At 57.0% G+C, this 25,218-nt stretch carries 28 protein-coding genes; 13 read left to right on the forward strand and 15 right to left on the reverse strand.

What is annotated here, in order from left to right:
* Nucleotides 1–89: 89 nt before the first annotated feature.
* From RBB47_RS05210 to RBB47_RS05220, 3 genes are all read left to right on the forward strand, one after another.
* Nucleotides 90–917 carry an NAD(P)H-binding protein gene (locus RBB47_RS05210; RefSeq protein WP_305984690.1) on the forward strand — a complete coding sequence of 276 codons (828 nt, stop codon included), beginning with the start codon at nt 90–92 and terminating at the stop codon, nt 915–917.
* A 22-nt stretch (nt 918–939) separates the two neighbouring features.
* Nucleotides 940–1,362 (forward strand): DUF4345 domain-containing protein, encoded by a 423-nt coding sequence (locus RBB47_RS05215; protein WP_305984691.1) that lies wholly within the window; start codon nt 940–942, stop codon nt 1,360–1,362.
* Nucleotides 1,363–1,489: 127 nt separating this feature from the next.
* The gene (locus tag RBB47_RS05220) at nt 1,490–2,884 is read left to right on the forward strand and encodes an adenylate/guanylate cyclase domain-containing protein (RefSeq protein WP_305984692.1); all 1,395 of its coding nucleotides are present in this window, start codon (nt 1,490–1,492) and stop codon (nt 2,882–2,884) included.
* A gap of 58 nt (nt 2,885–2,942) precedes the next feature.
* On the opposite strand, the gene RBB47_RS05225 is transcribed toward RBB47_RS05220, so the two are convergent.
* Nucleotides 2,943–3,752: a PHB depolymerase family esterase gene (locus RBB47_RS05225; RefSeq protein WP_305984693.1), complete on the reverse strand. Its 810-nt coding sequence runs from the start codon at nt 3,750–3,752 to the stop codon at nt 2,943–2,945.
* A 222-nt stretch (nt 3,753–3,974) separates the two neighbouring features.
* On the opposite strand from RBB47_RS05225, the gene RBB47_RS05230 reads away from it, so the two are divergent.
* Nucleotides 3,975–4,232 (forward strand): hypothetical protein, encoded by a 258-nt coding sequence (locus RBB47_RS05230; RefSeq protein WP_305984694.1) that lies wholly within the window; start codon nt 3,975–3,977, stop codon nt 4,230–4,232.
* 145 nt (nt 4,233–4,377) lie between these two features.
* Here the strand turns inward: RBB47_RS05230 and RBB47_RS05235 are convergent, their stop codons facing one another.
* The 3 genes from RBB47_RS05235 to RBB47_RS05245 all read right to left on the reverse strand — a co-directional run bounded on the left by RBB47_RS05235 (nt 4,378) and on the right by RBB47_RS05245 (nt 7,311).
* Complete coding sequence (locus RBB47_RS05235; RefSeq protein ID WP_305984695.1) at nt 4,378–5,010, reverse strand: LysE family translocator; 633 nt, start codon at nt 5,008–5,010, stop codon at nt 4,378–4,380.
* A 50-nt stretch (nt 5,011–5,060) separates the two neighbouring features.
* Nucleotides 5,061–6,131 (reverse strand): fatty acid desaturase family protein, encoded by a 1,071-nt coding sequence (locus RBB47_RS05240; RefSeq protein ID WP_305984696.1) that lies wholly within the window; start codon nt 6,129–6,131, stop codon nt 5,061–5,063.
* 163 nt (nt 6,132–6,294) lie between these two features.
* Complete coding sequence (locus RBB47_RS05245; RefSeq protein ID WP_305984697.1) at nt 6,295–7,311, reverse strand: GlxA family transcriptional regulator; 1,017 nt, start codon at nt 7,309–7,311, stop codon at nt 6,295–6,297.
* A gap of 48 nt (nt 7,312–7,359) precedes the next feature.
* Between RBB47_RS05245 and RBB47_RS05250 the strand changes: the two genes are divergently transcribed.
* The 4 genes from RBB47_RS05250 to RBB47_RS05265 all read left to right on the forward strand — a co-directional run bounded on the left by RBB47_RS05250 (nt 7,360) and on the right by RBB47_RS05265 (nt 12,047).
* A complete protein-coding gene (locus RBB47_RS05250) occupies nt 7,360–7,839 on the forward strand; it encodes a protein tyrosine phosphatase family protein (RefSeq protein WP_305984698.1) in 480 nt (159 codons plus the stop codon).
* Nucleotides 7,840–8,033: 194 nt separating this feature from the next.
* Nucleotides 8,034–8,579 carry a hypothetical protein gene (locus tag RBB47_RS05255; protein WP_305984699.1) on the forward strand — a complete coding sequence of 182 codons (546 nt, stop codon included), beginning with the start codon at nt 8,034–8,036 and terminating at the stop codon, nt 8,577–8,579.
* Nucleotides 8,580–8,783: 204 nt separating this feature from the next.
* Nucleotides 8,784–11,714, forward strand: coding sequence for an EAL domain-containing protein (locus RBB47_RS05260; protein ID WP_305984700.1), 2,931 nt, complete (start codon nt 8,784–8,786; stop codon nt 11,712–11,714).
* A gap of 12 nt (nt 11,715–11,726) precedes the next feature.
* Entirely contained in the window at nt 11,727–12,047 is a 321-nt protein-coding gene (locus RBB47_RS05265; RefSeq protein WP_305984701.1) for a hypothetical protein, read from the forward strand.
* Nucleotides 12,048–12,115: 68 nt separating this feature from the next.
* On the opposite strand, the gene RBB47_RS05270 is transcribed toward RBB47_RS05265, so the two are convergent.
* Nucleotides 12,116–12,445: a hypothetical protein gene (locus RBB47_RS05270; protein ID WP_305984702.1), complete on the reverse strand. Its 330-nt coding sequence runs from the start codon at nt 12,443–12,445 to the stop codon at nt 12,116–12,118.
* A 203-nt stretch (nt 12,446–12,648) separates the two neighbouring features.
* On the opposite strand from RBB47_RS05270, the gene RBB47_RS05275 reads away from it, so the two are divergent.
* On the forward strand, nt 12,649–14,532 hold the full coding sequence (locus RBB47_RS05275; protein ID WP_305984703.1) for an SLC13 family permease: 1,884 nt from the start codon (nt 12,649–12,651) through the stop codon (nt 14,530–14,532).
* A 6-nt stretch (nt 14,533–14,538) separates the two neighbouring features.
* Here RBB47_RS05275 and RBB47_RS05280 read toward each other — a convergent pair whose 3' ends face one another.
* Both RBB47_RS05280 and RBB47_RS05285 read right to left on the reverse strand, forming a co-directional pair.
* The gene (locus tag RBB47_RS05280) at nt 14,539–15,333 is read right to left on the reverse strand and encodes a hypothetical protein (RefSeq protein ID WP_305984704.1); all 795 of its coding nucleotides are present in this window, start codon (nt 15,331–15,333) and stop codon (nt 14,539–14,541) included.
* 3 nt (nt 15,334–15,336) lie between these two features.
* Nucleotides 15,337–16,146, reverse strand: a complete 810-nt coding sequence (locus RBB47_RS05285) for a hypothetical protein (RefSeq protein WP_305984705.1) — start codon at nt 16,144–16,146, stop codon at nt 15,337–15,339.
* Nucleotides 16,147–16,587: 441 nt separating this feature from the next.
* On the opposite strand from RBB47_RS05285, the gene RBB47_RS05290 reads away from it, so the two are divergent.
* Nucleotides 16,588–17,358: a hypothetical protein gene (locus RBB47_RS05290; RefSeq protein WP_305984707.1), complete on the forward strand. Its 771-nt coding sequence runs from the start codon at nt 16,588–16,590 to the stop codon at nt 17,356–17,358.
* A gap of 79 nt (nt 17,359–17,437) precedes the next feature.
* Here the strand turns inward: RBB47_RS05290 and RBB47_RS05295 are convergent, their stop codons facing one another.
* A complete protein-coding gene (locus RBB47_RS05295) occupies nt 17,438–17,839 on the reverse strand; it encodes a GFA family protein (protein WP_305984708.1) in 402 nt (133 codons plus the stop codon).
* A 98-nt stretch (nt 17,840–17,937) separates the two neighbouring features.
* Between RBB47_RS05295 and RBB47_RS05300 the strand changes: the two genes are divergently transcribed.
* Entirely contained in the window at nt 17,938–18,678 is a 741-nt protein-coding gene (locus tag RBB47_RS05300) for a YafY family protein (protein ID WP_305984709.1), read from the forward strand.
* 35 nt (nt 18,679–18,713) lie between these two features.
* Here RBB47_RS05300 and RBB47_RS05305 read toward each other — a convergent pair whose 3' ends face one another.
* The 5 genes from RBB47_RS05305 to RBB47_RS05325 all read right to left on the reverse strand — a co-directional run bounded on the left by RBB47_RS05305 (nt 18,714) and on the right by RBB47_RS05325 (nt 21,581).
* The gene (locus tag RBB47_RS05305) at nt 18,714–19,280 is read right to left on the reverse strand and encodes a hemerythrin domain-containing protein (protein ID WP_305984710.1); all 567 of its coding nucleotides are present in this window, start codon (nt 19,278–19,280) and stop codon (nt 18,714–18,716) included.
* Nucleotides 19,281–19,440: 160 nt separating this feature from the next.
* Complete coding sequence (locus tag RBB47_RS05310) at nt 19,441–19,686, reverse strand: hypothetical protein (protein ID WP_305984711.1); 246 nt, start codon at nt 19,684–19,686, stop codon at nt 19,441–19,443.
* Nucleotides 19,687–20,255: 569 nt separating this feature from the next.
* Entirely contained in the window at nt 20,256–20,477 is a 222-nt protein-coding gene (locus tag RBB47_RS05315) for a dodecin (RefSeq protein WP_305984712.1), read from the reverse strand.
* 190 nt (nt 20,478–20,667) lie between these two features.
* Nucleotides 20,668–21,015 (reverse strand): hypothetical protein, encoded by a 348-nt coding sequence (locus RBB47_RS05320; protein ID WP_305984714.1) that lies wholly within the window; start codon nt 21,013–21,015, stop codon nt 20,668–20,670.
* Nucleotides 21,016–21,113: 98 nt separating this feature from the next.
* Nucleotides 21,114–21,581, reverse strand: a complete 468-nt coding sequence (locus tag RBB47_RS05325) for a hypothetical protein (protein ID WP_305984715.1) — start codon at nt 21,579–21,581, stop codon at nt 21,114–21,116.
* A 305-nt stretch (nt 21,582–21,886) separates the two neighbouring features.
* On the opposite strand from RBB47_RS05325, the gene RBB47_RS05330 reads away from it, so the two are divergent.
* Nucleotides 21,887–22,357, forward strand: a complete 471-nt coding sequence (locus RBB47_RS05330) for a hypothetical protein (RefSeq protein WP_305984716.1) — start codon at nt 21,887–21,889, stop codon at nt 22,355–22,357.
* 61 nt (nt 22,358–22,418) lie between these two features.
* Here RBB47_RS05330 and RBB47_RS05335 read toward each other — a convergent pair whose 3' ends face one another.
* Entirely contained in the window at nt 22,419–23,207 is a 789-nt protein-coding gene (locus RBB47_RS05335; protein ID WP_305984717.1) for a class II aldolase/adducin family protein, read from the reverse strand.
* A 95-nt stretch (nt 23,208–23,302) separates the two neighbouring features.
* Here RBB47_RS05335 and RBB47_RS05340 point away from each other — a divergent pair, with 95 nt between their 5' ends.
* Entirely contained in the window at nt 23,303–24,253 is a 951-nt protein-coding gene (locus tag RBB47_RS05340; RefSeq protein WP_305984718.1) for a GlxA family transcriptional regulator, read from the forward strand.
* A 15-nt stretch (nt 24,254–24,268) separates the two neighbouring features.
* On the opposite strand, the gene RBB47_RS05345 is transcribed toward RBB47_RS05340, so the two are convergent.
* Entirely contained in the window at nt 24,269–25,168 is a 900-nt protein-coding gene (locus tag RBB47_RS05345) for a LysR family transcriptional regulator (protein ID WP_305984719.1), read from the reverse strand.
* Nucleotides 25,169–25,218: the final 50 nt, after the last annotated feature.

Below are 25,218 nucleotides of genomic sequence, written 5' to 3' on the forward strand. Positions count from 1 at the left end.
AGCGGATCAAAACTGTGGCACGCGCAGTCAATACCCCCGGCGCTGCCTGACTTATCCCTTGGTCATCGCTTCAACCAAGGAGACATCCGATGCAAACCAGACCTACGCTTATCATTGGTGCCACCGGCAAAACCGGTTCGCGCGTTGCAAACATCCTCGACCAGAAGGGCATCCCCGTCCGGCGCGGCTCGCGTGGGGCCGCCATTCCGTTCGACTGGGACAACGAAGAGACCTGGGGTCCTGCTCTTGAAGGTGCCGTCAGCGCGTATGTCACCTACTTTCCCGATATCGCGATTCCAGGCGCGGTCGAGAAAGTCGAAGCACTGAGCGCTGCTGCCAAGTCAGCCGGTATCGAGCGTCTTGTTCTGCTGACGGGCCGCGGCGAGCATCATGCCCGAATGGGCGAAGAGGTCGTCCGTGCGTCCGGTGTTGACTACACGCTGGTTCGTTCCGCCTGGTTCGCCCAGAACTTTTCCGAAGGATATCTGCGCGACCCCATTCTGGGCGGCGTTCTGCCGATGCCCGGCGGCGACGTGCTGGAGCCGATCATCGACATCGACGACATCGCGGATGTCGCGGTCGCCGCACTGACAGAAGACGGCCACTCAGGTGAACTTTATGAGGTCACCGGTCCACGCCTGATGACTTTTGCGCAGATGGCAGAGGAACTTGGAAGTGCCATCGGTCGGCCAATCCAGCACATCCCGATCAGTTTCGAAGACTTCAGGGCCGGTGTTGCCGAAGCAGCCGGGCCGGACATCGCCGATGTCTTTGAAGCCATTGCGCGCGAAACGCTGGACGGGCGGAACGCTCATTTGACCGATGGTGTGGAACGCGCAACCGGACGTAAACCACGGGACTTCCTGGCCTTCGCAGCAAATGCTGCCAAGGCCGGAGCATGGTCCAGTGCGGCCTGAGCGCGCCAGCGAGGACCTTCAAATGGCACACACACTCAAACGACTGTTTATCGGTCTCGCCGGCGCGATCGCCATCGGGATCGGCGCGACCATCACCTTTGCGCCGCACCTATTTTATGCCCAGTACGGGATCGCGCTTCCCACCGGCCCTGATCTGATCAGTGAGCTGCGGGCGCCCGGTGCAAATCTTGCCGTTCTCGGTGTCTGGATCATGATCGGTGCGTTTCGCTCAGCCTGGACCCAACAGGCTCTTCTTCTTGGAAGCACCGTTTTCCTGGCCTACGCGGCGGGGCGTGCAATCAGCATCGTGTTTGACGGAATGCCGTCCGACGCCCTTTTCCAGGCAATGCTGATCGAAATCGTCATCGGCGGTATTTTCGCGGCGCTACTCCTGGGACAGAACAGGCAGGCAAAAGATCCTGTTCCACTTGAAAGCCGAACCTGACGGCATCATTCAGACTTTGACAAACAAGCGCGCTCGCGAAGGCCTTCGTGAGCGCGCCTGAATTCGATTTATGTTGCACCAGATAGGATGATATCGTCCGGCAACATCGCACTGACACGGAGTGAGCATGCCCGCTCTCAGACTACCCCCACCGCTCAGGTTTCTCGAACGGCTGCGCAAGATGCAGGAAGAGGAAAAGCAGCAGGCTCTTTCAAATCCGTTTCTGGCGCAGGCCCTGGAAAAAGAGAAGATGGAAGGGCATCGGCTCGCCATTATCGCGCGCACGGTCGCCCTGGTGGTTGTGGGGCTTTTGCTGCCGTTCCTCAATTTCAGCCCGAGCGTTCTTTACTACGAGGCCACGCTTTTGCTGTTCATCGCGCTCGGCTGGCTTCAACTGCGCCTGGCAAGTGTCGGCTATTCAAAATCAGAGCTGCTGCTCATTTTCGCCGACCTCAGTCTTTTGACCCTCCTGTTCATCACGCCGAACCCGTTTTTCACGCAGGATATCCCGACTGCCTTCATGTACCGGTTCGACAACTTCATCTATTTCTTCGTGTTCCTTGCGGTCGGCACGCTGGCCTATTCGTATCGAACGGTCTGGGCCATGGGTCTGTGGGTTGCCGTGCTCTGGGCGATTGGGGCAGTGGGCGTCTGGTTGTTCGGTTACAGGATTCCAGAACTTGGAGAAGCAGCAGCAGTTGCCTTTGAGGGTCACGCGCTTATCGGAGCTGAACTCAATCCGAACAGCGTTCGGCCGGACGTTCGCGTTCAGGAAATGGTCGTCATGCTCATCGTCGCGGCGATCCTGGCGATCAAGGGCTGGCGTTCCAACCAGCTCCTCATGCGCCAGGCGAATATCGCAGCGGAACGGGCGAACCTGTCGCGGTACTTCCCGTCCAGCCTTGTTGACGTCCTTGCATCCACTGACCGGGATATCGGCGCGGTCCGGACGCAGGACGTCGCCGTGCTCTTCACCGACATCGTCGGCTTCACCCGCTTCGCGGAACAGAATTCACCTGAAGACGTGATGGACCTGTTAAGGCACTATCACGCCTTCGTTGAGCGCTCGATTTTCCAGAACGGCGGCACGCTGGACAAATATCTCGGCGACGGCGTCATGGCGACATTCGGCACGCCGGAGACGACCCCGGGCGATGCCGCAAACGCGCTCAGGGCGGCGACGCAGTTGCTCGAAGAAACGGACGCCTTCAACAAGGCCCGGGAAGCAGACGGGCTTGCCCCAATCCAGGTCTCCGTCGGTGTCCATTTCGGACCTGTCATCCTTGGAGATATCGGTCCATCGAGACGTCTTGAATTTGCCGTCGTAGGCGACACGGTCAATGTGGCAAGCCGGTTGGAAGCCTCCACGCGTGAACTCGGTTGCAAATGCGTTGTCAGCGAAGCGCTCATGCAACATGCCGCGCTGGCAAAAGACGCAGAGAACCCGCAGCAGAAGTTCTCCGCAAGAGACCAGATCAAGTTGCGCGGCCGGCAGAACTCAATCAACGTTTGGACCGCGTGAGACAAACGGCGGAACCGGACCCATCCTTCTGCCTGCATCCTGAGTTTTGAAACGTCCTTCAAGATCCGTCGGGCAAGGTCTCGAGCCAATCCAGACCCTGACTGACCCATTCGGCGGGAATGGAATGCCCGCGCTCGTGCAGGCAAAGTTCCAGAACGCGCCCGCTTTCGCTCTCGTCCCACCGACTGCAGGAAAGGCGCTGGTCGTTGCTCGCAACTTCCCTGCTTTTGTCGGTCGTTCCATTCGTGCGTGCGAGAATATCGAACCCCTCCGGAATGGGCATGGAGTTGTAAATGCCGACCTCATCAAAGGCGACAACGCCATCTGCAAGCCCATGGATATGCCGCAGGTTGACCGGGCCGGATGGACACTCTTCGGGATTTGAGCGCCAGAAACCACCGGCAATTGGCGCGTAGGCCCGGAACAGCTCACCCGTGTAGCAGGCAACATTCCAGACCATCGATGCCCCGCGCGAAAAACCCGAGGCAAGCGTTCGCCGATCGTCGACCGGCCATCGGCGGCGTACGTCTTTCATGACAGCGCGAATGTAGTCGGCTTCGTCCCGCCCGCGTTCGGCCCTGCCGGATCCGATCTGCCGCCAGTACCCTCTTTCCGCGAAAGGCGCCACGAACAGAGCGCCTCGTTCGGTTACGCCGCGCACCATGGCTTGGTTTCGAAACGTCCCTTCGGGCGAACTGTTCCAGCCATGAAAAAAGACAACCACCGGCAGCGGCGTTGTCCCGTCCCAATTCTCCGGCGCGGCTGCAAGATAGTACCCGCCGGGCACGTCGCATTTCGTATCAGCGCTGCAGGCTTCCGCTGAAAACGGTCGTGCGAAAAACAGGAGCATCAGAAGGAGTACGCGCATTCATCACCTCGGCAGAAAAACGATGCGATTTTTTGCTGATAGACGGTGACCTGCAAGGCACTTGTGCGTGAGCGTAGCTCGTTTGGTGATGCTGGGGTCAGTACCGGCAGATCGCGCGTCACAGACGGCATGAGTTGAAATCAGCACCCCTGTAACCTGGATCACAGAAAGAAATTCAAAAAGTTCTTAATGTCTAATCATTCAATACTGATGGAGTTCGACATGACAGATATTTCACTCAACTATTCTAAAATCGAATGGACTTATGACCGTGCGTCAGATCAAAGCAATTACGATCCTTTTGACTTCAAGGATCCAACTGCCGACGACGTAGAGCAAGAATTGTTTGACCTCGCATTTTCCGACGAAGATTTCTCCGACGACAGCGATATTGCCATGGAAGAACTGACAATCGCCCATGAATACATCGAACGACACGATGGTTCCGAGGTGCCGATGCTCGACGACTATTTCGCGTGACGCGATCGTAGGGAAGGCGCCCGGAACACCTCATATCCGGAGCTGTTCCGTTCAGGAATTTGAATTAGAAATTTGATTTATACTTTTGGGGCCTGACGAGGCCCCGCCCGCTTTGCTCCAAGACCAGATTCAATGGGTCTGTACACTAACGCTCCGACACGAGCAGATTGACGCCGAGTGCAATCAGGACGGAACCGGCAGCCTTTCTCATCCAGCGGCCGGCAGCGCGAGATTTTCTGAAAAGGGTTGCGACCTGATCCGCAAAGAACACACAGCCGACTTCAGCGAGCGAGAAAATCAGGTTGGCGATCACACCAAGCATGACGATCTGCAGCCAGAATGGCGCAGCAGAACCCGGGTCCGTGAATTGGGGCAGGAAGGCAATGAAAAAGACCGCCGACTTGGGGTTGGTAACCTCGACCAGGAAACTTTCCTTCAAGGCAGTGCGATGAGACGGTGAGCTGCCCGGCGCTTGAGCCTGTGCGGGCGCCTCCTCAAGCATCAGGAACTTGAAACCAAGCCAGAACAGATACAGCGCACCGGCGACTTTCAGCGCGAGATAGGCGACCGGGACTGCTTGAAGCAAAAAGCTCAATCCGAATGCCGTCGCCGTAATATGAACATAGCTTGCTAGATGCGTTCCAAGCGCTGAAAACCAGCCCGCTTTGCGACCTCGTCCGACTGTCTGTGCCGCGATATAAAGCATCCCCGGCCCGGGAGTGACCGACAGGATCAGTACCGTCACGAGGAATGGCAGTATGTACTCAGCACCCGGCATTCACACTCTCCTTTTGCGCCGCCATACACTCACAGGATCGCCCGCGCATTTCAAACGGCGTGAGGCCTGAGCCGCTCGACTTCTTGCCGATAAGGGGTCGCACCTTCGGGCAACTCGGGCACGATGACGGCATCAGCATATTTGAGCTGCCGGACAAGCACGGGAACCAGCCGCCGGAACGCAGCGAAAATGGACGGATCCGGTGCCGGGACGTCGTGCCTGATCAGCTCATGCAGTTTGGGAAGATGGTAATAAGGCACCATCGTGAACATGTGATGTTCCAGATGGTAGTTCATGTTGAGGTAGATGAACCGGCTTAAGGGGTTCATCAGAACCGTGCGCGTGTTCAGTCGATGGTCGGTGACGTTCTCCGCAAGTCCGAGATGCTGCAGCAGACCGGTCATGACGTGATGCCAAGCGCCGTAAAGGCGTGGAAGGCCGACGACCATCAAGGGAAGGATGGAACCCATCCAGAGGCTCAAGGCGATCGTTGCAAGATAAATCCCCAGCCAGATACGGGCGACAAGAAACACCTTCGGCGCCTCGTCTTCTGCAACATAGGTCTGCTCGTCCGGATGCAGGCGCCCTGCCACATGCACAAACATGCGCCGCAGCAGTTGCAGCGTGTCGATGATGCCGAACAGATTGAGCACGACTTTCAGGAGATCCGGCGGGCGCATTGCAACGATTTCCGGATCCCGTCCCACGATAATGGTGTCGGTGTGATGCCGGACGTGGCTGGCGCGCCAGACGACCGGATTGCGGATCAGCATGAAGCTGGCGATCTGATAGACGACGGTGTTCATCCAGGGCGTCTTGAAGGCAGTCCTGTGGCCGCACTCATGCCAGCGGGAATCAGACGCCGAACCGTAGAGCACGCCATAGACGAACCAGAACGGCGCCGACCACCAGGACGGCCACAGCCAGATTGCCATGCCACAGGACACGGCCATCAGACCGAGCCAGAGCACCGTGTCGCGCAGTGCAATCGCGTCCGACTTTTCTCGCAATCGCCGGATCTCCCCGGGATCAACCTTGGGCCGATACCAGGTGGGATTGGCAAGCCCCTTCTCTACGGCCATCCGTGCCGTCTCGCCGATGAGCGCATAGTCCTTCGTCATTCAGAAACGCTAATCCAAGTCGCCAGAGCGGTCTACTTCTACAACGTCCGAACGCGGCAAGTCGCCGAAGAGGTGATTTTCAAGTCTCATCGGCAGCGCCACTTAAATGCGCAGAATGCGGCACAGCAGCCTTCTCACGATCAGACTTCGACGCCGATGCTCTCTATTCGGTCCGAAAACTTCGTCTGTAGTCGGAAGGCGCGACACCAAGCACTCTGACAAAGGCCCGCCGCATGCGCTCTTCATCGTTGAAACCACACTGAACAGCGACCTGCTTTATGCTGCGCCCAGACGTCTCCAACAGGTCTCTGGCCACTTCCAGTCGAATGGCTTCAACAGCCTTGGCCGGCGTCAGGCCCATTTGCGCGGAATACTGCCGGGCAAAATTGCGAGGGCTCATGTTCGCTCGGTCGGCCAGCGCCTCGACCCGCAGATCCGCCTTCAGATTTTCTGCAACCCACTGATGTAACTGCTCGAACCGGCCGGTAGCATCGCGCAGCTGGCGCCCGAGAACAGGACTGAACTGCGACTGCCCGCCTGAGCGCGCCATGTGGGTTACCATCGATCTGGCAACCTCCAGGGCGGATTGGCGACCAAGGTCTTCCGTCACGATTGCCAGCGCCATATCGATCCCCGCTGTAATGCCTGCAGATGTCCAGACATCTCCATCCTTGATGAAAATCGGGTCCATCTCGACGCAGACCGCCGGAAACTCGTTTTGGAGCATGTCGCAATCCTCCCAGTGAGTGACCGCCCGTCTTCCATCCAGTAGTCCAGCTGCCGCCAGAACAAGAGCGCCTGAGCAAACCGAGCCGACACGTTGGGCCCTGGAAGCAAGGTGACGGATATTTTTAAGTAAGGCCTCATCGAACATGGCGCTAAGCGCACCGTCGCCGCCAACAATCACAAGCGTGTGGATGTCCAGGTTCAGGAAGCGGTCTATCGGTTCGCTGGGAATTGCGACAACCGTATTCGTTTCCACCAAATCGCCGGCGACGGATGTCACCGCGCAGGAATACCCGACTTTGCCCCTTTCCAGATCGGGCGCGTGGCTGAACACCTGCAAGGGACCGACCAGATCAAGAAGGACAATGTTCGGATAGACAACGAAAAGGACTCGCCTTGCGTCACAATCGGCATCAAGAAAGTTGGCAGAAATCGAGGTCATCTTGTCCTTCATGCCATGACCCTTCCCGCTAGTCTATCGGTCGGTCGAAAGGAGACTGGCATGCGCGATCTGCCACATATTCTGAATTGGCGCCGTATCACCGACAGGATCACGACGTCCGGACAGCCAAGCGAAGAACAACTCGCCGAAATCAGCACGCTCGGGGTGACCCATATCATCAATCTCGGGCCTCATCACAACAAGGGCGCGCTCGAGGATGAAGCTGCCACGGTGACAGCCCTCGGGATGGAATACGTCTATATCCCGGTGGAATTCGACAACCCGACAGACGAGGACTTTTCGACATTCTGCGATGCCGTCGAACGCCTCGACCAAACCCCCATCCATGTGCACTGCATCTACAATGCAAGAGTGAGCGCCTTTTTCTACCGATACGCCAGAACCGGACGCGGTCTTGGCGAATCTGAAGCTTTGACCCTCATGGATGGCATATGGCGTCCCGGCAGCGACTGGGCGGATTTCATCGATGATCCTGGAGCAAAGGACCAGCCCAACCGGTATGCCGGCGAAGACTACTGACGTCGATTCCGGCTGCGCTTTCACCGCCGTGCCCTCGTCTTGTGGAACGTAAAATTGTGTTGCAATCCGGATCGGAGAAGGACCGGCCATTGGACTGAATACCGTCATCGCTCTAAGTGCCCCTCTTACAAAGCCGCCATCGCTGGCAATGATGAGATTGGTTGGGACGGGGCGCGGCAGACGGGATTGGCAGATTGAACATTTTCGAGCAGGCCGACACGCTTAAGCTCGGCCCATATCTCCATATTGCCGACAAGGATTTGCAAATCCTTTCGGTGTTCGACGATCTCAAATACGATCGCGCGGACGCTGACATGCTATCGCCTGCCATGCGCCGCCATGTGGTTCAGCGGCTTGAAAAACTCGGCTTCAAGCAGACTTCCGGCACGGTACTGACCCACCAGAAATCCGGCATCTGCGGCCTGATGCCGAAGTTCCATGCTCTTGGTGCGTCTCCATTCGACATCACGAGGTATACGCAGAAACGCCCGCAGGACTTCTACATCCTCACCCCGACGCAAACGGCTTGCCGGTTCATCGATACCTATCCGCTGGAAGAAGCCGTCGAGCGCGTAAAGAACCTCATTGAAAGGCAGCCGATCAATTTGTACCGATTGATGGACTTCCTGGAGCCGAAACCCACCCACCAAAACTTTCTGACGGCGATCGGTCACCTGAAATACGTTCAGCGCGTCGCTGTCCAGTCAGAACCTCTGCGCAGCATGCGTGCACTTGGTTGAAATACTCAATAAATCGTGCTGTGATTGCAGGTGATTACTGATTGCTTATCATGTTTATCTTTAAACTGGTGACTAACGGCCTAAACATCGCAAGAATTACCAATCCCATTGAAAGTCAGATCCTTTTTTATCCTGCCTCCTTTCATTTGTTTATGTTTATCTAACGCGCTTGCACTACACTAAACATGCGGGGTGTGGGGCTACATGAATTTCGAAGCGCTCAAGAACGACTTTATGGACCTTACGGCAGATGCCATCGCAATCGGGCATCTTCCCGTCGGTGCATCCTCCGCAATACTGATCCATGTGAACAAGTCCTTTTTGGATCTCTTCGGTTACGCACCGGAAGATGTTCTTGGCAGGGCAATGGACAGTCTTCACGGCGAAGACACCCCCCAAAACCTTGCGGGCCGTCCCCAGGCTTTCCAGGACGATGTTCAATGCGTTTGTGCCGACGGTACGAAACTGCCCATGAGCGTTTCGGTTGTTTTCGCACAGAACACGGAAGACGGCGGGCACTTTGTCTGCGCAACGTACCGCCGCATGACAAACGATCACGCAGCTGGCACCTCCGCAGCCGACACACAAAACAGCGACAGTGCCGGAGCTACCGGACAGGTTGCTGCGAATGCAAGCGCAGCAGAGGAACTTGAACGCCTTCGGTCCGCGCTTGAAGCCTATGCCTGCCCAATCGCAATCTATGACAAAGACTATCGCCTCCACTTTTGGAACGAGGCGTTTGCCGCTTCCATGTCCGACGATCCTGCGGCGATAACGTCCGGACTTTCTCTGGAGACGGTCTTGAGAACCGGCCTGAAACATGACCGATTTCCGGACGCGCGCGGGCGGGAAGAAGCGTGGCTTAAACAGCATCTTGCCGACGCTGAAAACACCGAACCGGTCATCGATCTGGAGCTTGATGGTGGCGTTCACCACCGCGTTGTTCGCAGCCGTGCTTCAAACGGAGACCTGCTGGTTTTGCGCTTCGACGCGACCGAGATCATTGACCGGCAAGAGACGTATGACGCCATGCATAGCCGCCTGGTCGATGCGCTCAATGCCTACCCGGACCCCATCGTCATCTATGACAAGGATCTGAAGCTTGTCCGCTGGAACCACGGGTATGCGGCGTCGATGACCGATGATCCCGGCGACCTTGTTGAGGGCATGCATTTGAAGGATGTGCTCCGAACCGCCATCCGCCACGGGCGCTATCCGGATGCCACTGGCCGGGAGGAGGAATGGGTCAACAGCATCATAGACCCGAACACGCTTGAGCGGCTCTGGCAGGATGTTGAGCTGGACGGCGATATCCATCACCGCTTGTTGCGCTCCCGTTCCTCCAATGGCGACTACGTCGTCATCCGCCTGAATTCGACGGAACTCGTGCGCCAGAAACGGGCTGCCGAAGCGACGGAAGCGAGATTGATTGCGGCGCTCAACGCCTATCCGGCGCCGTTCGTGATCTATGATTCGGACGACTGCCTTGTCGTGTGCAACGACGCCTACCGGGATTCAATGACCGAAAACCCGGACGACCTTCAAGCCGGAATGCATCGCACGCACGTGGCTCGCATCGCTATCCGCGCCGGAAAGATTGCCAACGCGATCGGGCGCGAAGAAGAGTGGATGTCCGACGAGCACCAGACCGTCGACGTGAGCAAACCGGTGCAGGACCTGGAGCTGCCCGGAGATGTGCATCACAGGTTGCTCCGCTCCCGGGTCGAAAACGGCGATCTGGTGATGCTGCGCATTGATACGACCGAACTCGTTCGTCAGCGCCGCGCGGTCGAGGAGTACTCAAAGAAACTGGAGACGGCGAACCAGGAGATTACCTACAAGGCGTTTCACGATGACCTGACGGGCCTCGGAAACCGCCGATACCTGTCACAAAAGTTTGACGAACTTGTTCGGAAACGCCAGAACAACGGCGGCGAGATAGCGGTTCTGCATATCGATCTGGACCGGTTCAAGCAGATCAACGACACGATGGGGCATGCGGCGGGCGACAAGGTTCTCCTGGATGTCTCGCTGCGCATTTGCGATTGCGCCGATGACGAGGACATCGTTGCCCGTATCGGCGGCGACGAATTCGTCGTTTTGCTCCACATCGATGCCAAGAGCGACCGACCCGAGAAACTGGCAAGGCTGCTCCTGGAGGTTTTGTCACGGCCGATGCGGTTTGAAGGGAAGGTCTGCCGCGTCGGAGCATCGATCGGGATGGCGCGAACTCCGCTCGCGGATGTCGACCAGTTGCTGACGAATTCCGACGTCGCACTTTACAAGGCGAAACGGCACGGCCGCGGTCAGCTTGGTGTTTTCGACCGTTCGGATCTTGAGGAGGTGCAACAGACCAAGGAAGTGGCCGACGACCTTCTTCGCGCGATTGACCATGCCGAGTTCGAACCCTTTTTCCAGCCGCAAGTCGACGCTGTCACGGGCCGGGTTGTCGGTATCGAAGCTCTTGCGCGCTGGCGTCATCCGGACAAGGGTGTGCTTGCACCGGCGGCCTTCCTTTCGGTCGCAACGGATCTGAATGTCGCAGCCGACATTGACCGCATGATTTTTGAACGCGCGATCACAGAGTGCGAGAGGGCGTTCGGGACGTTGCGCGAACCGCTTTCGCTGTCGTTCAACGTCAGTGAAAACCGCATAAGTGACAGTGAAATCGCGGCCATCCGCGAGCATGTTCAATCTTATTCCGGCAAAGTCAGTTTCGAGCTTCTGGAAACAATCTTTCTGGAAGAACAGGACGACGACTTTCATTTCCGGCTCAACCAGCTACGCGCGCTTGGGATCGGCATCGAGGTCGATGACTTCGGCAGCGGGCGCGCCTCCGTAATTGCCTTGCAACAGATCAATCCGGACCGGTTGAAAATCGACCGGCGCCTGGTGTCTCTCGTGGAGGAAGGTAGCGGCGGCCTTCGCCTGCTGAGATCGATCATCGAAATCGGCCAGGCGCTCGAAATGGGTGTCACGGCAGAAGGTGTCGAAACGCGCGAGCAGGCGGAAGTTCTTGCAAAGCTCGGATGCGACCGTTTGCAGGGCTACTATTTCGCCCGTCCCATGGCCTTTGCGGATCTGCTTAAGTTTCTGGAACTGCCGGTCAGCCGGTCGCAAGGTGTGCAGAACTAGGGAGCCTTGCTCATGGCAGATGACATCGATGGCTCCGAGAGACTGGATCTTCAAGACGCGATCAATGCCGCCAAACACGCAATCAGCGATCATATCGATCACGCTCAGGACCAGATGCATCGCCTCTATCGCAGAATTCACCCGGACAAGCTCCAGGCGGATCTGGACGCTTTGGAAAACATGCGTGCGCGGCTTGCCGGTCACTTTCGATCGGCGGAAAACTCCAAGCTCTCGAATAACGAGCTGAAGACTGTTCTGGAACACATGGAAGGCATTCACGCGGAGGTCAGAACGTTCCTGAAAGAAAGGCTCGACCCTTCGGCTTCTCGCTAGTTTTCATGTGCGCTGCACCTTGTGCAGGTGAGCCGACCCCGAACGTTTGAGCCACATGACCGATTTGATCAAAGCCGCTTCACCGCGCCTCTTGCTTCCAGGAAGGTGATGGTCTTTTCAAGCAGCTCCGGTGTCGACGCGGACACGTCAAGTTCCGGGCGATCTCCGGATCGGGGGTCGATTTCAAGGCGCTGATTGTTGTCCGTGGACCAATACTCATTGGTATCGTTCTTCACCCGCAAGGCGATCATGAGCCGCCGCCAGTTGTCATCATCCGGTCCGTTTGCATCCCCGTCAGCGTCAAAGATGCAGTCATCGCCCCAGATAAAATAGGCGACGTCTCTCACAAACGGCATTTTCCCGACGATTTCGACCTTCGCGCGGGTGTCGTTTTCCATGGTTGGTCTCCGTCTGTTTCCCCGTCTGCTTAAGCTGCCATCGCGTCATCACGTCTACCCGTTCGAAAGAAAGCGGGTCCGACAAAATCCGCTGAACCGTGCAGGGATAAATTTGCTAGTATCATTACGAGCTTAGATGACGGTGGCTTTATTTTCGACGGATCAGAAGAATTCCGGCAGCACCGCATCAATGGGAGGCGGTTTTGGAGACGATAGAATTCACGACTGAGATGGCAGTCGTCCTGGCGTTGTTGGCATTCACTGTCTATCTCTTCGTTTCGGAAGTCATGCGCATCGATCTCGCGGCCATTCTGGTTCTGGTCCTGGTCGGGATCCTGAGCTACATGCCGGGTCTGCATCAGCTTGCCGACGTCAATCAGCTCTTCAACGGTTTCGCATCGAACGCGGTGATATCGATCATCGCGGTCATGATCGTGGGTGCCGGTCTGGACCGGACCGGGATCATGAACAAGGTCGCCGCCGAAATCCTGCGCCGGGGCGGACGATCGGAAACAAGCATCATTCCGATCGTTTCCGGGATCGTCGGCGTCATATCCTCTTTCATGCAGAATGTGGGCGCCGCCGCACTGTTCCTGCCGGTGGTCAGCCGCATCTCCGCGCGTTCCGGCATTCCGTTGTCGCGGCTTTTGATGCCGATGGGCTTTTGCGCCATTTTGGGGGGAACCATGACGATGGTCGGCTCCTCTCCGCTTATTCTGTTGAATGACCTGATACAGACCGCCAACAGCGGGCTACCGGAAGGCCAGAAGATGGAGCCTTTCAGCCTGTTTTCGGTCTCACCGATCGGCGCCGCGCTGATTGTGACGGGCATTTTGTATTTTCTGCTGCTCGGCCGCTGGGTGCTCCCCGGGGTAGCCACCAAAATTGCGGCAACGACAGGCCATGGCACGTCCGATTACCTCAAGAGGGTCTACGGTCTGAAGGCAGACGTCTTCGAAGTCGACGTGCCTGCCAACAGCCCGCTTGTCGGCAAGGTGATTGCCGACATCAACAATGAGTACAACCTCTACATCATCTCCACTTTCTATCGCGGAAAGGCGACGATGATTCAGATCCTAACCGCGGAGATCGCTGCGCCCTGCCGGCTGGCGATCATCGGAAAGTCGTCGGTCGTGCATGAATTTGCGAAAGAGTTCGGGCTTAGGGTCCGGCCGGATCTGGATATTTTTTCCGAAGCCTTTGCGCCGACAAATGCCGGCATTGCCGAAATCGTCATTCCGCCAGACTCAAAACTCATCGGTAAAAGCCCCAGGGACCTTTTGCTGCGCATGACCTATGGGGTCAGTCTGCTTGCGATCCACCGGGGCGAAGAAACGCTGAGCCATGTCCGGACCGATGAGCACGAACCGACGCAGATCGGCCTGGTGCCCTTCCAGTCGGGAGACATGCTGGTCGTTCATACGCGCTGGGACAATCTGGCCAGGCTCAAGCGGGACCGAGACTTTGTCGTGGTAACCTCCGATTTTCCGCAGGAAGAACTCAGGCCGGAGAAAGTCGGTTGGGCGCTGGCGTTCTTCCTCATCTCGTTGACGATGATCCTGTTCACCGATGTTCGGCTGTCCTTGTGCCTGCTGACCGGTGCGGTCGGAATGCTGATCTCGCGTGTCTTGAGCATCGACGAGGCCTATCGAGCGGTCGGCTGGAACACCGTTTTCCTGCTTGCCTGTCTCATACCGCTCGGTCAGGCCGTGCAGAACACCGGCACGGCCGAATGGATTGCGCAGCAAATCCTCATCGCGCTGCATGGCTGGCCGATCTGGGCGCTGCAGGTCGGTGTCGCCATCCTGGCGACATCTTTTTCGCTGGTCATGTCGAATGTCGGGGCGACCGTTCTGCTCGTGCCGCTTGCGGTTTCGATCGCCGTCGCCTCCGGCGGCAATCCGGCTGTGTTCGCCCTGACGGTGGCGATCTCAACGTCCAATTCCTTCATCATCCCGACACACCAGGTCAATGCACTGATCATGGGCCCCGGGGGCTACAAGGTCATGGACTTCGTCAAGGCGGGCGGGATCATGTCGCTGTTGTTCCTGGTCGTCTCAATGCTGGTTCTGACGCTGCTCTATTGAGACCCGTCATTCCACCGCTGCCGGGAGGTTGAACCTGATCCGGGCGGTCGCGTACCAGAAGCCCTCCCGGAAATCGAATGATGTCGTGATCCGGCACCAATCCGGGCCGCATGGGCTCACCATGGAGAGGACATCTCCTGGACTTAAGGGATGGGCGCCGGCATTGTGGGGCTCGACCAGGATCGAACCGAACATTTGCGGTACGAAGACATACATGAACGGAATTGCTCTTTCCCGTTCTTCCTTGCCGGCTGCGCCCCCCTCGCGGCGGCTGAAGGAGCCGAGCGTGAAGCTGCATGTGGCCAGACGACCATTGTCTTCGTAGGTGATCTCCCAGTAAGGGTGGCCAGCGGCCACATCCAACTCGCTGTCGCCGGTGACGGTGACGGCAAACCGGTCTTTGTTCCAGCCCTTGCCTTCGAAACCGAGCGCGTGGATATCAGCCCGTTCAATCTTGAAGCCCTTGGGTGCAGCGTCAACGAGGCTCTTCTCGCCCCGGTGCAGAGCGCCGCACAACTGCCGCGTGACGCCAAACACGGCCCAGAGACCTCCCGTGTCTTCCGCCGGGTTCACGATGGAGTAGACGCCCAGAATGGGCGCGTAGTCGGCAGTCCCTTCCGCCCCAAGTTCCGGTCTTGCACCGACCGGTGGGCCCGCTTTCCCAAATCCGGGCACTTTAACCGGCACGCCTTCATTATCGGCGCCGAAGACAAAGCCATCTTGCGCAAACCCCGCACGAGGTGCTGCCAGCGTCGCCACAAGAGCAAGAAACGAAAAAATGAACTGCAGACCGGATAGCACTGTTCACTCCACCTTCATGGACGGTTTGAAGCTGATCGTTGAAGACACGTAAAAGCTATTCGAACGGAAATCGTAAAGGGTCGTTATCTCGCACCAGGATCCCCGGCAGGGGACGGCCATTTTGATCGCGTCGGACGGGCTAAACGGATAGGTTCCCGCGTGATGTGGTTCCAGGATGACGGCAAAGAGGAGTTGCGGCAGGGTGACATACATGAACAGGAGCAGTCTCTCCTGTTCCTCGTCGCTTATCGTGGTGTCGGTATCTTCCGTCAAAGACCCGATTGTGACCGCACATTCGCTCAAATTGCCGTCGCGATCGTATCTGACTTCCCAGTAAGGGTGCCCACCGGCAGCGTCACGTTCGCTGTCGCCGGTAATGGTAATGGCGAACCAGTCGTCGTTCCAATTGTACCGTTTAAAGCCAAGTGCGTGGACGTCTGAGCGTTCGATTTTGAAGCCTTTCGGCGCGGCTTCAACAACGCTTTTCTCACCCCGGAAAACAGCGCGGCAAAAAAGCTGGGTCACGCGGTAGAGCGTCCAGAGACCGGCAACGTCCCTGGGTGGATCCACGATAGAAAAGCGGCTGGTATAGAGCGCATAATCTCCGGTCCCTTCCGCGCCGATCTCGGGCCGCTCAGGCGTTGGTGCGCCATTTGCAACAGCGCTGCTGTCAGACCCGTCCTGTGCACGTGCTGCGTCCGGTGCCGCGAGCATTGCGACGACAACGGCAAACACTGCTGCGATCGCCAGGACCAGTTGCCTGGGTTTCAATCGGGCCGTCTCCCCGGCTTCCTTTTGTCTCCTGATCAGCATTCCGCCCCCTTTGTCTGGAAAACCGTAGCGCATTAACAACGCCGACGGAAATTTCGACTGCGCGTACTCTACGAAGTTGAACAATTTCCCCCAAAGCCCATTAGAGGCTGCAACACACCCAAGAGACACGCCCGAACAAAATACAACCATCCTGCAACTCAAAGTAAAATTCACCACCAAAATTAATAACAATAACAAATATTGTGACTTATACCCTCTTGCATTACTTGAATCTATTGCCAAATTACATCTTATGACGTAACGTCATTGCGTTTATTTAAATTAATTTACTGAGGCTCATTATGACTGGAAAATTCAGAATCGTATTGTTGCTGCTTTGTCTGTTCACTGCCGCTCCGGCTGCGCCGGTTGCCGCCGCCGAATGTCCGGACGGGTTTTCGCCCTGTGGCAAGTCGAGCTGTTGCAGACAGGGAGGCTGAGATGGCATCACGAGTGGCCAAATACGCGGCAATGCTCGCCGTTGCCGGTGCGTTCATCTTCATCTTCATCGTGTTCTCGCAAGCCAACATTCAGGATCTGCGCGAAAAGTACCAGTACCGGGAACCAACCAACCTCAGCCCACAGCTTGGCCGGTTTTACGTGGTCAAGGACAGTGGTGCGCTGAGAGGTCCCGTGTGCTCAGTGCCACCCGACACGATTGAGAATATCTTCGACACTGAAACAAAGGACATTCAGCTGACCAACACATTCGGCAGCAACATTCCGCTGATTGCCGAATGGACCAAGGGACTTTTCCTGGCCGCAAGTGACGAATTCGTCAGCAACCTTGCGAAATTCAAGAAGGACAGTGTTTCGTTTGACGGCCATACGATCACGCTTCGCCAGGTCAGCATCGAGAAGGCAAAATCCATCAGCGACTTCCGCGCCATGAACGAACTGCTCCTGGAACTTCCCAGATGCGAGGAGACGTTGAACAGCCTGCACAGGGAAGGCAGGTGCGTCGTGTCGATCTTCGAGATCGTACGCCTTGAGACCGAGGTGCTTGGAATAAAGTTCCACGACGACGAATACTGCCATATCCGCCGCGCGAAGGCGGGCGAGCCAACACCGGAACTTAGAACCATTCCGGAGAACGGCACGTCTTTTGTCGCACTGATCTCTCAATTGAAGATCACGACCGGGCTGATTGACAGCAATCTCGACCGGACAGCGCTGCTTCAGGCCAGGATGAGACACGCCGCTAAGCGCTAACCGACTGCCTCCTGCCCGGAGCAAGGCCGCACTCCGCCGCGTGCAGCCAGCTCCGGGATTTTTTTGCACAGCACGAGGTTCAGCTCGTCTTGGGATGACACTCAAATTGCGGGGCTTTGTCCGTGATCTCGTACCATCCTGGTTTTTCGGAAACGAATTCGTGAAACGCGTTCCTCACGCCCGGGTCATCGTCAAGACAATGTGCATTTATCGGAAAGGTCTTTTCGTCCGACAGCGGCTCGCCAAGGGCCGTTCCGCATTTGCGGCAAAACGAACGGACGTACTTGTAAGGTTCTTCAGGTTCGACGGATTGGATGTGTTCACGGCCGCTCAGGAGCTCGAATTGCTCTCGTGCAACGAAAACAAACGGGCTCGCTCCGAGCTTGCGGCATCGGGTGCAATGACATGTTCCCATCATGGACGGCGGCCCTTCAATGGTGAATTGAACAGCCCCGCAGCAGCAGCTTCCTGAAATCTTCATGACTCTCGTCCTCAAAACTGGCGTTCAGGACGTTTTAGCGTCACCATGCTGACACCGTATTGTCAGCATGGTGTCAGCATACAAATCAGGGGTCATTCATGAGGCGCGGAGACCGGCTGTTCGAAGTGATCGAAATCCTGCGTCGGGCAAAAAACCCGATGTCTGCCGATGCGATGGCTTCCGAGTTGGAAGTCTGCAAACGAACCATCTACCGGGACATTGCAACGCTCATGGCGCAACGCGTTCCAATACGCGGCGAAGCCGGTGTCGGATATGTTCTGGAAGCAGGGTTCCACATGCCGCCGCTTATGCTGACCGCAGACGAAATCGAGGCTGCTATCCTGGGTGCACAATGGGTCCAGACGCGCGGCGATCCAGGCTTAAGGAGCGCGGCGGAAAAACTGATCGCAAAGATCCAGGCCGTTGCACCCGGCGATCTCGATTGCTTCTTTTCAGCCCCGGCGACCGGCGTCGCGCCGGTTCATCCGCCGGAAGAACGCTTAAGTTCCTCCGAAGTCCGCAAGGCCATTCGGCAGCAGAAGAAAATCAGGCTGCGCTACATGGACGAAAAGAACGTGGAGACGGAGCGCGTTATCTGGCCCCTCGTACTGGGATACCGGGACGAGGGCCGCATCATCGCAGCCTGGTGTGAGCTTCGTCAGGCGTTCCGGTATTTCAGAACGGAAAGGATAACGGACGCTGAGATCCTGGCCGAAACCATTCCGAAACGGCGTGATCTGCTGCGCGCTGAATGGCAGGCTGCAATGGAAACGGAGCGCCGGCAGTACCAGACGCCCCGTTCCATAAACGCATCAGACAATGCGGCGGATGATGGCTAAAACCATTCCCTTGTGGCCCATGAACCGGGCCGGAGCTACCCTCTCAGCCTGTGATGCAGGATGATCGGGACAGCCAGGTCTTCCTCGTCGGCAAGGTGCCGGTCCAAAAACGCCTCAATGGTTTCTGCAAGACCATGAAGCCGGCCCGCTTCATCGCGGGCCTGATGCTCGTCAAGTTGGATCAGCTTGATCGCCCGGTTACCGGTTTCAGAAAAACTGTCCAGCACCCGGTCGAGCTCGTGATGGTCCTTCTCAAGGATCTCCAGGCCGGCATCAAAGCGCGGATCGGCGGCCGACAGCTCGGGGAAATAGCTTTTGTCTTCCCAGGTGTGATGGCCGTGAAGGTTCGCAACCAGCGCATTGCCGTAATAAGACAGCCGGCCGGCAAAGTCGTCCGGGTCCCGGGACTTGTCCAGATAGAGTTCGCTCTCCTTGCGCACAAGCTCGCCCAGCCGGCGGAACATCTGGTGCGCGCCCAGCCAGTGCCTGGTCTTTTCCTTAAAGCCCGGATGCGCTTCCCAGCTGTCACGCGGATAGTCGTTCAAGAGAACACGCATGTTCGTGGGCATGTTTTCGGTACGGATGTCGAACTGGGGTGTCATGGCCCTCTCCTTTCGACGCGTTATGTCGTAACGCGGAGCGGCATTTTCCAGTCACGCGGCTGCAAGGCCGTTATGCATCAGAGGGTTGGGTCCTGATAGCCGTTCTTTTGTTGGTCAGTTGTTTGCGCTGGTGCTGAGTCGCCAACGGGCGCGCTCTGCATCAGTCTCGCTTCAGCGGGGTAATATCAGCCGGCAAGAGGTGCGGCGCATCGTTGTCGTTGTCGGCAAGGCCCGAGCCGGGGCTCCTTTGCCGTCTGAAGCGTCTGGCTTCTGCTGTCCTGTCCGGGTATTCCAGTCCCGTGAGGATCCTGAAAGTGATCGACGCGTTCTCGCGCGCGTTGATCTTGTCGGCGACTGTCGGCAGGGCTTCTTCTTCATCGCCGGACAATCCGCTTCTGTCTTCCATCAGTTCGTCTCCTTCCCTTCTCCGGTGTTTCGCGCGTATGCCATTCCCTGAACACGTCGCTCAAGGCCGTCTCCGGAACATATGTCTGTGCGTTTTTTCAGAGCTGGTGGTGCAGAAGCCGTGCGGATCTTTCTTTTCACTTTGGATCGTCACGACCGCCACAGCGTTCTCCTTCGCCGTGGCTGCAGTGTCGATGGTCAGGCCACTTACCTTTCCATCGGACGGAGTATAAAGTCTCTCTCCCATAGGTTAACTCCACTCCCTTTTGTGGTTTTCCTCGCCTCCACACAAAAGAAATGGCAATTGTTATTATTATTCAAAATTAAACTTTGGTAATTCATCTAAATATTATTATCGACTAAGAAATAAAAATCGATATTACAAATATTCATCACCTAAAATCAAAAAATAAAGTAAATTATTTCGACGGGCATAATAAAAATTAGATCTTTGCTTCAAGTCGAAAAATTTTTCAATTTCAATGGCTTGCACGAAAAGTCCGGGCGAAAACCTGCCTGGCCGGCGGGCATTCGCTCCGGAACCATCTTCAAATCCTGAAACTGTCTTTCTCAGTCGCTGTCTTTCCGATCAAGCCGGAAACCGAGCTTGACGCCAACCTGGAAATGACCCACCGAGCCGTCATCGTTCACATGACCGCGGATTTCTGTGACTTCGAACCATTCGAGATTGCGGATGCTCCTGTTGGCAGCGCTGATGGCGTTGCGGACCGCCTGATCGATGGACTCCGGCGATGAGCCGTAAACTTCCGTTACCGGATAAACGTGGTCCATAAATTCCTCCCTGGCTATTTGGTATCTTCGGACCGGCCCGCGCGTGCGGGGCCGAATTCTGATCGTGGCACATGCATGGGAGCTTGTCAGGACAAGAGCGTGGTCTTGCACGGGAACACGGTGACTGCCGGCACAGAATGCCCCGGCCCGACGATCGGACCGGGGTCATTTTCCAACAGCCGGCGATATTCTACCGTTCGACAAGTTTCATGGACCGAACAACCCAGCTTCCGTTGTCACGGCTGACCTGTGCGGTCCCAGCAAGGCCTTCGATGGGCAGTGTGAACTCAACCGTGCCCTCGGTTTCGCCAAGATCGAGGACCGAGACAATCAGGTTGGCCCGAGCGGGATCCGGCGTCGCATCATGGTTCAGGAAAACGGATGGAACGCCAATATCGAGCCCGGTGAATGCCTGCGCGTCGACGCCCGTTGGCAAGCTGACCTGAAGCGGAAACCGGTCGGCAATCTCGGGATGCATGAAGGCCTGCACTCGGCTGTCGCCGATCACGGCCTGAAGCGCAATGGGTTCTTTCGCCACGTCAGTGTCTCCTTTTGCGAAAGGTGTTGCTGCTACAAAGATCGCAAGAAACGAGAGGCACGCAACCATGCCTCCGGCGACCAGGCTTGCAACGGATCTCATCCTTCCGTGTTCCGTCCGTAGACGGCCTGTTCGAAGAGCTCTCCCTCTTCGCCCGGATAATCGATACCGTCCTGATCATCGCCCCAGTGCACCAGCTCGTGCAAGATGGTGACACCAACCCGCGGCATGCGTTGGCCAGCCGCGTTTCGGGTGAATGCCATATGGGCCGGGGTTCCATTTTCAAAGGCCGTGACAAGAATCTCGTTGAGGCGAATTTCGTTCGACCCGATGTTCGGGGTGAACTCGCCATTGATGAACGATCCCGCCGGGGAAGCGATCGCCAGAATATTGAGCGTCGGCTGATTTCCCCAGGCCAGCGCCCGGCGAAGCGTCGTGCTGTTCATTTGTGCGTATCTGCGGAAGGCACGGCGCATCGAACCGATATTTGCGATTGAAGGGAGACTTCTTCGTACATACCGCGTGAATTTCGGATATCTCGTTTGATCGGCAGCACTGATAATCATTTTAGCACCTCACGAAATTGCAATATAAACAATACGAGTGAGATAGTACCTGTTTACGATCATAAATTCTGTGATGAGTTACACAGATTCATCAAAATGAAAGAATTTATCTTGATCAATTCTTAGTTGAATGCGGGTAGTATTTAATAATATCTATTACGAGTACTTGATAATTGTGCTCATTTACGTACCACCAAATCGAGTAGGCATGAGCCTCCCCAAAAACGGTTTATTTTCAAGGTTCAATTGCGAATTGTTTTAGCACTCCAAGACTTTGTCCAAAGCACCTGATTATTGAGAAACACATGACTTTTCTTACCAAGCGGCCTGTTATGCCGATCCTGTTTGCATCCTTCCTTGCCACCGCGACCGCCATCGGCGTCCGGCCAAGCATTGCAGAAAAAACACTGCCGGGCGCTGCAAACATTTCATCGACCGTGAAAATCCATCGGATGGAGCGCGGCAGCACCGCCCGTCTTGCGATGAACGAGGCGTGTCAATTGCGTGTTGATTTCGGCAGTTACGCGTCAGGCATTGATGGACTGACCTTCGCCCGCGTGCTCCATCTGATCGCGACAGACGGTGCCATTTCAGAGGTTTACATGATCCCTTGGGGCCGGGAAGGCGAAGAAACGCTGTGCATCTACGAGTTGAATGAAGATGATGCCAAGCGCCTGTTTGAGACGATCAGGGAGATGATCCCGCAGGAAAGCAGCCAGGCCTGGACCACTGTCGTCTATGGCGAGGACAGCCACAGCACTGCGTGGCCGAACTAGGGTATGAACTCAAAAATGAGGCCGGATACCCGGCGGCGAACCGGCGTCACCGGCCCGACTTTCAGGTCCGGTAATGCGACATCTCGACGTCCAACCGGCGCCGGACGGCCCGCCATTCCTGTTCACCCTCGTAGCCATACCAGTCACTGGCTGCCATATCGGTAAGATGCCGCCGTTGTTCGCCTTCGGGGATCGTCCGGATTGCCGCGCCACCGGCGGCGGCCTGCTGGACCTGAAGCTGCACTGCACATGCCTGGTCGAGATAGAAAGCGCGGAAAAAGGTTTCTCCCGCGTCACGGCCAAATACGAAGGCGCCGTGCCAGGCTTCCACGATCGCCTTCTTGCCGCGTCCCGCCTCAAGGAGCCCTGACAAAAAATCGTCGGTACATTCGAATTCGTAATCGGTGTAACCGATGACGTCGCCGCCGCCGATCATCAGATAGGCCTGGCTGTAGGGCCCGACGCCATCTGCCTGTGCAGACACGCCCATGATCGCCTTTGTGTGGATGTGCATGATGCAGTTCTTGTCAGGCTCCGCCTCGAAGAACAATTTGCCGATTTCGGTGGCTGAGGGATTCGGCTCGCCGTTTTCCGGATTGTGGTTTTTCCGGTCGAAGCCAACCTTGATCAGATTGGATGCCGTCACTTCTTCATGCATCCAGCCGTAGTGATGGGTCAGCAGCGCATCCTCCCCCGGAACCCGCAGCGCATGCCACTGGTTGGTGAGATCAGTCAGGCGATACTTCACCAGCGCGTTGTAAATGGCGGCCAGTTCCTGCCTGGCATCCCACTCCTTGTCTGTGCAATTGGCCGGACGTTTTGCCGTCGGCGTCGGGGTCATGATGTTCATGGGCAGGCTCCTCCTTGCTTCCTGCCGATAGGCTGAACCGGATGGCCGCTGAATATTTGTCTTGAAATTCCGAATATCATCCACAAACTTCCACAATGCTCCGCGTCTGCCTCGTTCTCTTTCCGCGCTTTCAGATGCTGGCCTACGTGCTGGCAACAGAAACCATGCGGATTGCCAACAAGCATTGCGGCAAGGAGCTGTTTTCCTGGGAAACCCGGACAGCGACAGCTGATCCAGTTGTTGCCTCCAATGGCGCGCTTGTCGCGCCGGACAAGACCGGCTGGTCCGGCGGTGAAGCCTTCGATCTAGTCCTTTTGTGCGCAGGCTATGAACCGTTTGCGGTCAGGCCTGCCGGCCTTGGTGCGCTGCTGGCACGTGCAGACCGGGCGGGAGCCGTTCTCGGCGGGCTCGACACCGGCACGATGGTGCTGGCAAGGCTCGGATACCTGGCCGGCCACCAGGCTGTGCTGCATCACGAAGCGGAGGCAGGATTCCGTGAAGCCTGGCCGGAGATTGCGGTCAGCGGCGGCATCTACTGCCTTGACGAAAAGCGCCTGACCGCAGCAGGTGGAACGGCGACCGGCGACGCAATTCTTGCGTGGATCGCCCGAACCGTCTCACCCGAACTCGCCGCTGCGACGTCCGAAGACATGGCCCACGGAACGATCCGCGGAGGTGCGGAGCGGCAACGGCGCCAGATGACAGCAGATCCGGTTCTATTGGAAATGACCGACCTGATGACAGCCCATCTGGCTGAACCGCTTGAGCTTGCCGAAATCGCAAATCGGCTCGGCCTCAGTCCGAAACGCTTGCGCACCCGTTGTGTCAAAGGTCTCGGGCAAGTGCCGTCGCAGGTCTATCTGCGCCTTCGGCTTGACCATGCGCTTGACCTCCTGCGCAACACGGAAATCCCGGTGACGGACATTGCAATTGCGACCGGCTTCGGTTCCCTTGCCGGGTTTTCCAGAACCTTCAAGGCAACCTATCGGGCGACCCCGAGGAGCTTCCGCGCAGGTGCGGCCAAGGCCGGAAGCTCCGTCCCCTGACCCAGGGTCCGTACCCTAGACCGATTTGGTCAGCGCCCCGACCTCACCGCGGAACCACATATGGGCGGGGTCGTTCTGCCGGCGCGGATGCCAGAGCATGGTGACATCGAACCCAGGGACGTTCAGCGGTGGCCTGTGAGAGACGACAATGTCCTTGTAGCGTTCAGCAAGCCTTCGGGGAATGAGGCAAAACGCGTCCGATTGCGCCACCAGCGCAGGAGCCAGGAGAAAGCTCGGCAGCGAAACAGAAACCTGCCGCTTCAATCCATGCCTGGCGAGTGCCTTGTCGGCCGCGCCGACAAACCCGCCGCCCTCCGGCGAGACCAAAACGTGCCTTGCCGCGCAAAAGGCCTCCAGAGTCAGCTCCTCACCGCTCAACGGATGATCACGGCGCATGATGACGCAAAATTGCTCGGCAAGGGCGGTCCGCGACATGGCATCGGGCAAGCTCATGCCGGTAGCAAGCGCGAGATCCACCGTATCGTTTTCAAGCAACATCCAGAGGGTTTTGGGCTCGAAAGCCAGGAAAGCCAGACGGGCGTTGGGCGCGAGGCGTCTCATTCGCTCTTCAAGTTTCGGTCCAAGCAATGCGTGCACATAGTCCGTGCCAACGAGCCTGAAGGTGTTGCGGGCGGTTGCCGGATCAAACGCATTGTTCTCGCGCACGAGCGCATCGAGATCCTGAAGGTTCCGGCGCAGATCCGTCTGCAGGCGCCGGGCACGGCTTGTGGCAACCAGACGGCGTCCGGACGGTGTCAGCAGCGGATCGTTGAAGAGTTGCCGCAACCTTTTAAGCTGCGCCGACATGGCCGGCTGGCTGATTCCGAGCTGAGCGGCGGCGGCCGAGACGCTCTCATGCTCCAGCAACGCGTCCAGCGCCATCAGCAGCCCGATGTCACCTTGCTTTATATCCATTCAAATTATACCTGACATACAAAATCGAAATTTCAATTATGGATAGCCAA

The organism is Roseibium sp. MMSF_3544 (assembly GCF_030732845.1).
Lineage (GTDB): Bacteria > Pseudomonadota > Alphaproteobacteria > Rhizobiales > Stappiaceae > Roseibium.

What these genes read in the sequence shown, in the direction of transcription:
- RBB47_RS05230 (WP_305984694.1), top strand. Translation starts at nt 3,975, where the DNA reads ATGACAGATATTTCACTCAACTATTCTAAAATCGAATGGACTTATGAC.
- RBB47_RS05285 (WP_305984705.1), bottom strand. Translation starts at nt 16,146, where the DNA reads ATGCTGATCAGGAGACAAAAGGAAGCCGGGGAGACGGCCCGATTGAAA.
- RBB47_RS05330 (WP_305984716.1), top strand. Translation starts at nt 21,887, where the DNA reads ATGACTTTTCTTACCAAGCGGCCTGTTATGCCGATCCTGTTTGCATCC.
- RBB47_RS05335 (WP_305984717.1), bottom strand. Translation starts at nt 23,207, where the DNA reads ATGAACATCATGACCCCGACGCCGACGGCAAAACGTCCGGCCAATTGC.
- RBB47_RS05310 (WP_305984711.1), bottom strand. Translation starts at nt 19,686, where the DNA reads ATGGAAGACAGAAGCGGATTGTCCGGCGATGAAGAAGAAGCCCTGCCG.
- RBB47_RS05300 (WP_305984709.1), top strand. Translation starts at nt 17,938, where the DNA reads ATGAGGCGCGGAGACCGGCTGTTCGAAGTGATCGAAATCCTGCGTCGG.
- RBB47_RS05220 (WP_305984692.1), top strand. Translation starts at nt 1,490, where the DNA reads ATGCCCGCTCTCAGACTACCCCCACCGCTCAGGTTTCTCGAACGGCTG.
- RBB47_RS05250 (WP_305984698.1), top strand. Translation starts at nt 7,360, where the DNA reads ATGCGCGATCTGCCACATATTCTGAATTGGCGCCGTATCACCGACAGG.
- RBB47_RS05245 (WP_305984697.1), bottom strand. Translation starts at nt 7,311, where the DNA reads ATGAAGGACAAGATGACCTCGATTTCTGCCAACTTTCTTGATGCCGAT.
- RBB47_RS05225 (WP_305984693.1), bottom strand. Translation starts at nt 3,752, where the DNA reads ATGCGCGTACTCCTTCTGATGCTCCTGTTTTTCGCACGACCGTTTTCA.
- RBB47_RS05265 (WP_305984701.1), top strand. Translation starts at nt 11,727, where the DNA reads ATGGCAGATGACATCGATGGCTCCGAGAGACTGGATCTTCAAGACGCG.
- RBB47_RS05240 (WP_305984696.1), bottom strand. Translation starts at nt 6,131, where the DNA reads ATGACGAAGGACTATGCGCTCATCGGCGAGACGGCACGGATGGCCGTA.
- RBB47_RS05325 (WP_305984715.1), bottom strand. Translation starts at nt 21,581, where the DNA reads ATGATTATCAGTGCTGCCGATCAAACGAGATATCCGAAATTCACGCGG.
- RBB47_RS05260 (WP_305984700.1), top strand. Translation starts at nt 8,784, where the DNA reads ATGAATTTCGAAGCGCTCAAGAACGACTTTATGGACCTTACGGCAGAT.
- RBB47_RS05295 (WP_305984708.1), bottom strand. Translation starts at nt 17,839, where the DNA reads ATGAAGATTTCAGGAAGCTGCTGCTGCGGGGCTGTTCAATTCACCATT.
- RBB47_RS05215 (WP_305984691.1), top strand. Translation starts at nt 940, where the DNA reads ATGGCACACACACTCAAACGACTGTTTATCGGTCTCGCCGGCGCGATC.
- RBB47_RS05235 (WP_305984695.1), bottom strand. Translation starts at nt 5,010, where the DNA reads ATGCCGGGTGCTGAGTACATACTGCCATTCCTCGTGACGGTACTGATC.
- RBB47_RS05270 (WP_305984702.1), bottom strand. Translation starts at nt 12,445, where the DNA reads ATGGAAAACGACACCCGCGCGAAGGTCGAAATCGTCGGGAAAATGCCG.
- RBB47_RS05290 (WP_305984707.1), top strand. Translation starts at nt 16,588, where the DNA reads ATGGCATCACGAGTGGCCAAATACGCGGCAATGCTCGCCGTTGCCGGT.
- RBB47_RS05315 (WP_305984712.1), bottom strand. Translation starts at nt 20,477, where the DNA reads ATGGACCACGTTTATCCGGTAACGGAAGTTTACGGCTCATCGCCGGAG.
- RBB47_RS05340 (WP_305984718.1), top strand. Translation starts at nt 23,303, where the DNA reads ATGCTCCGCGTCTGCCTCGTTCTCTTTCCGCGCTTTCAGATGCTGGCC.
- RBB47_RS05305 (WP_305984710.1), bottom strand. Translation starts at nt 19,280, where the DNA reads ATGACACCCCAGTTCGACATCCGTACCGAAAACATGCCCACGAACATG.
- RBB47_RS05345 (WP_305984719.1), bottom strand. Translation starts at nt 25,168, where the DNA reads ATGGATATAAAGCAAGGTGACATCGGGCTGCTGATGGCGCTGGACGCG.
- RBB47_RS05210 (WP_305984690.1), top strand. Translation starts at nt 90, where the DNA reads ATGCAAACCAGACCTACGCTTATCATTGGTGCCACCGGCAAAACCGGT.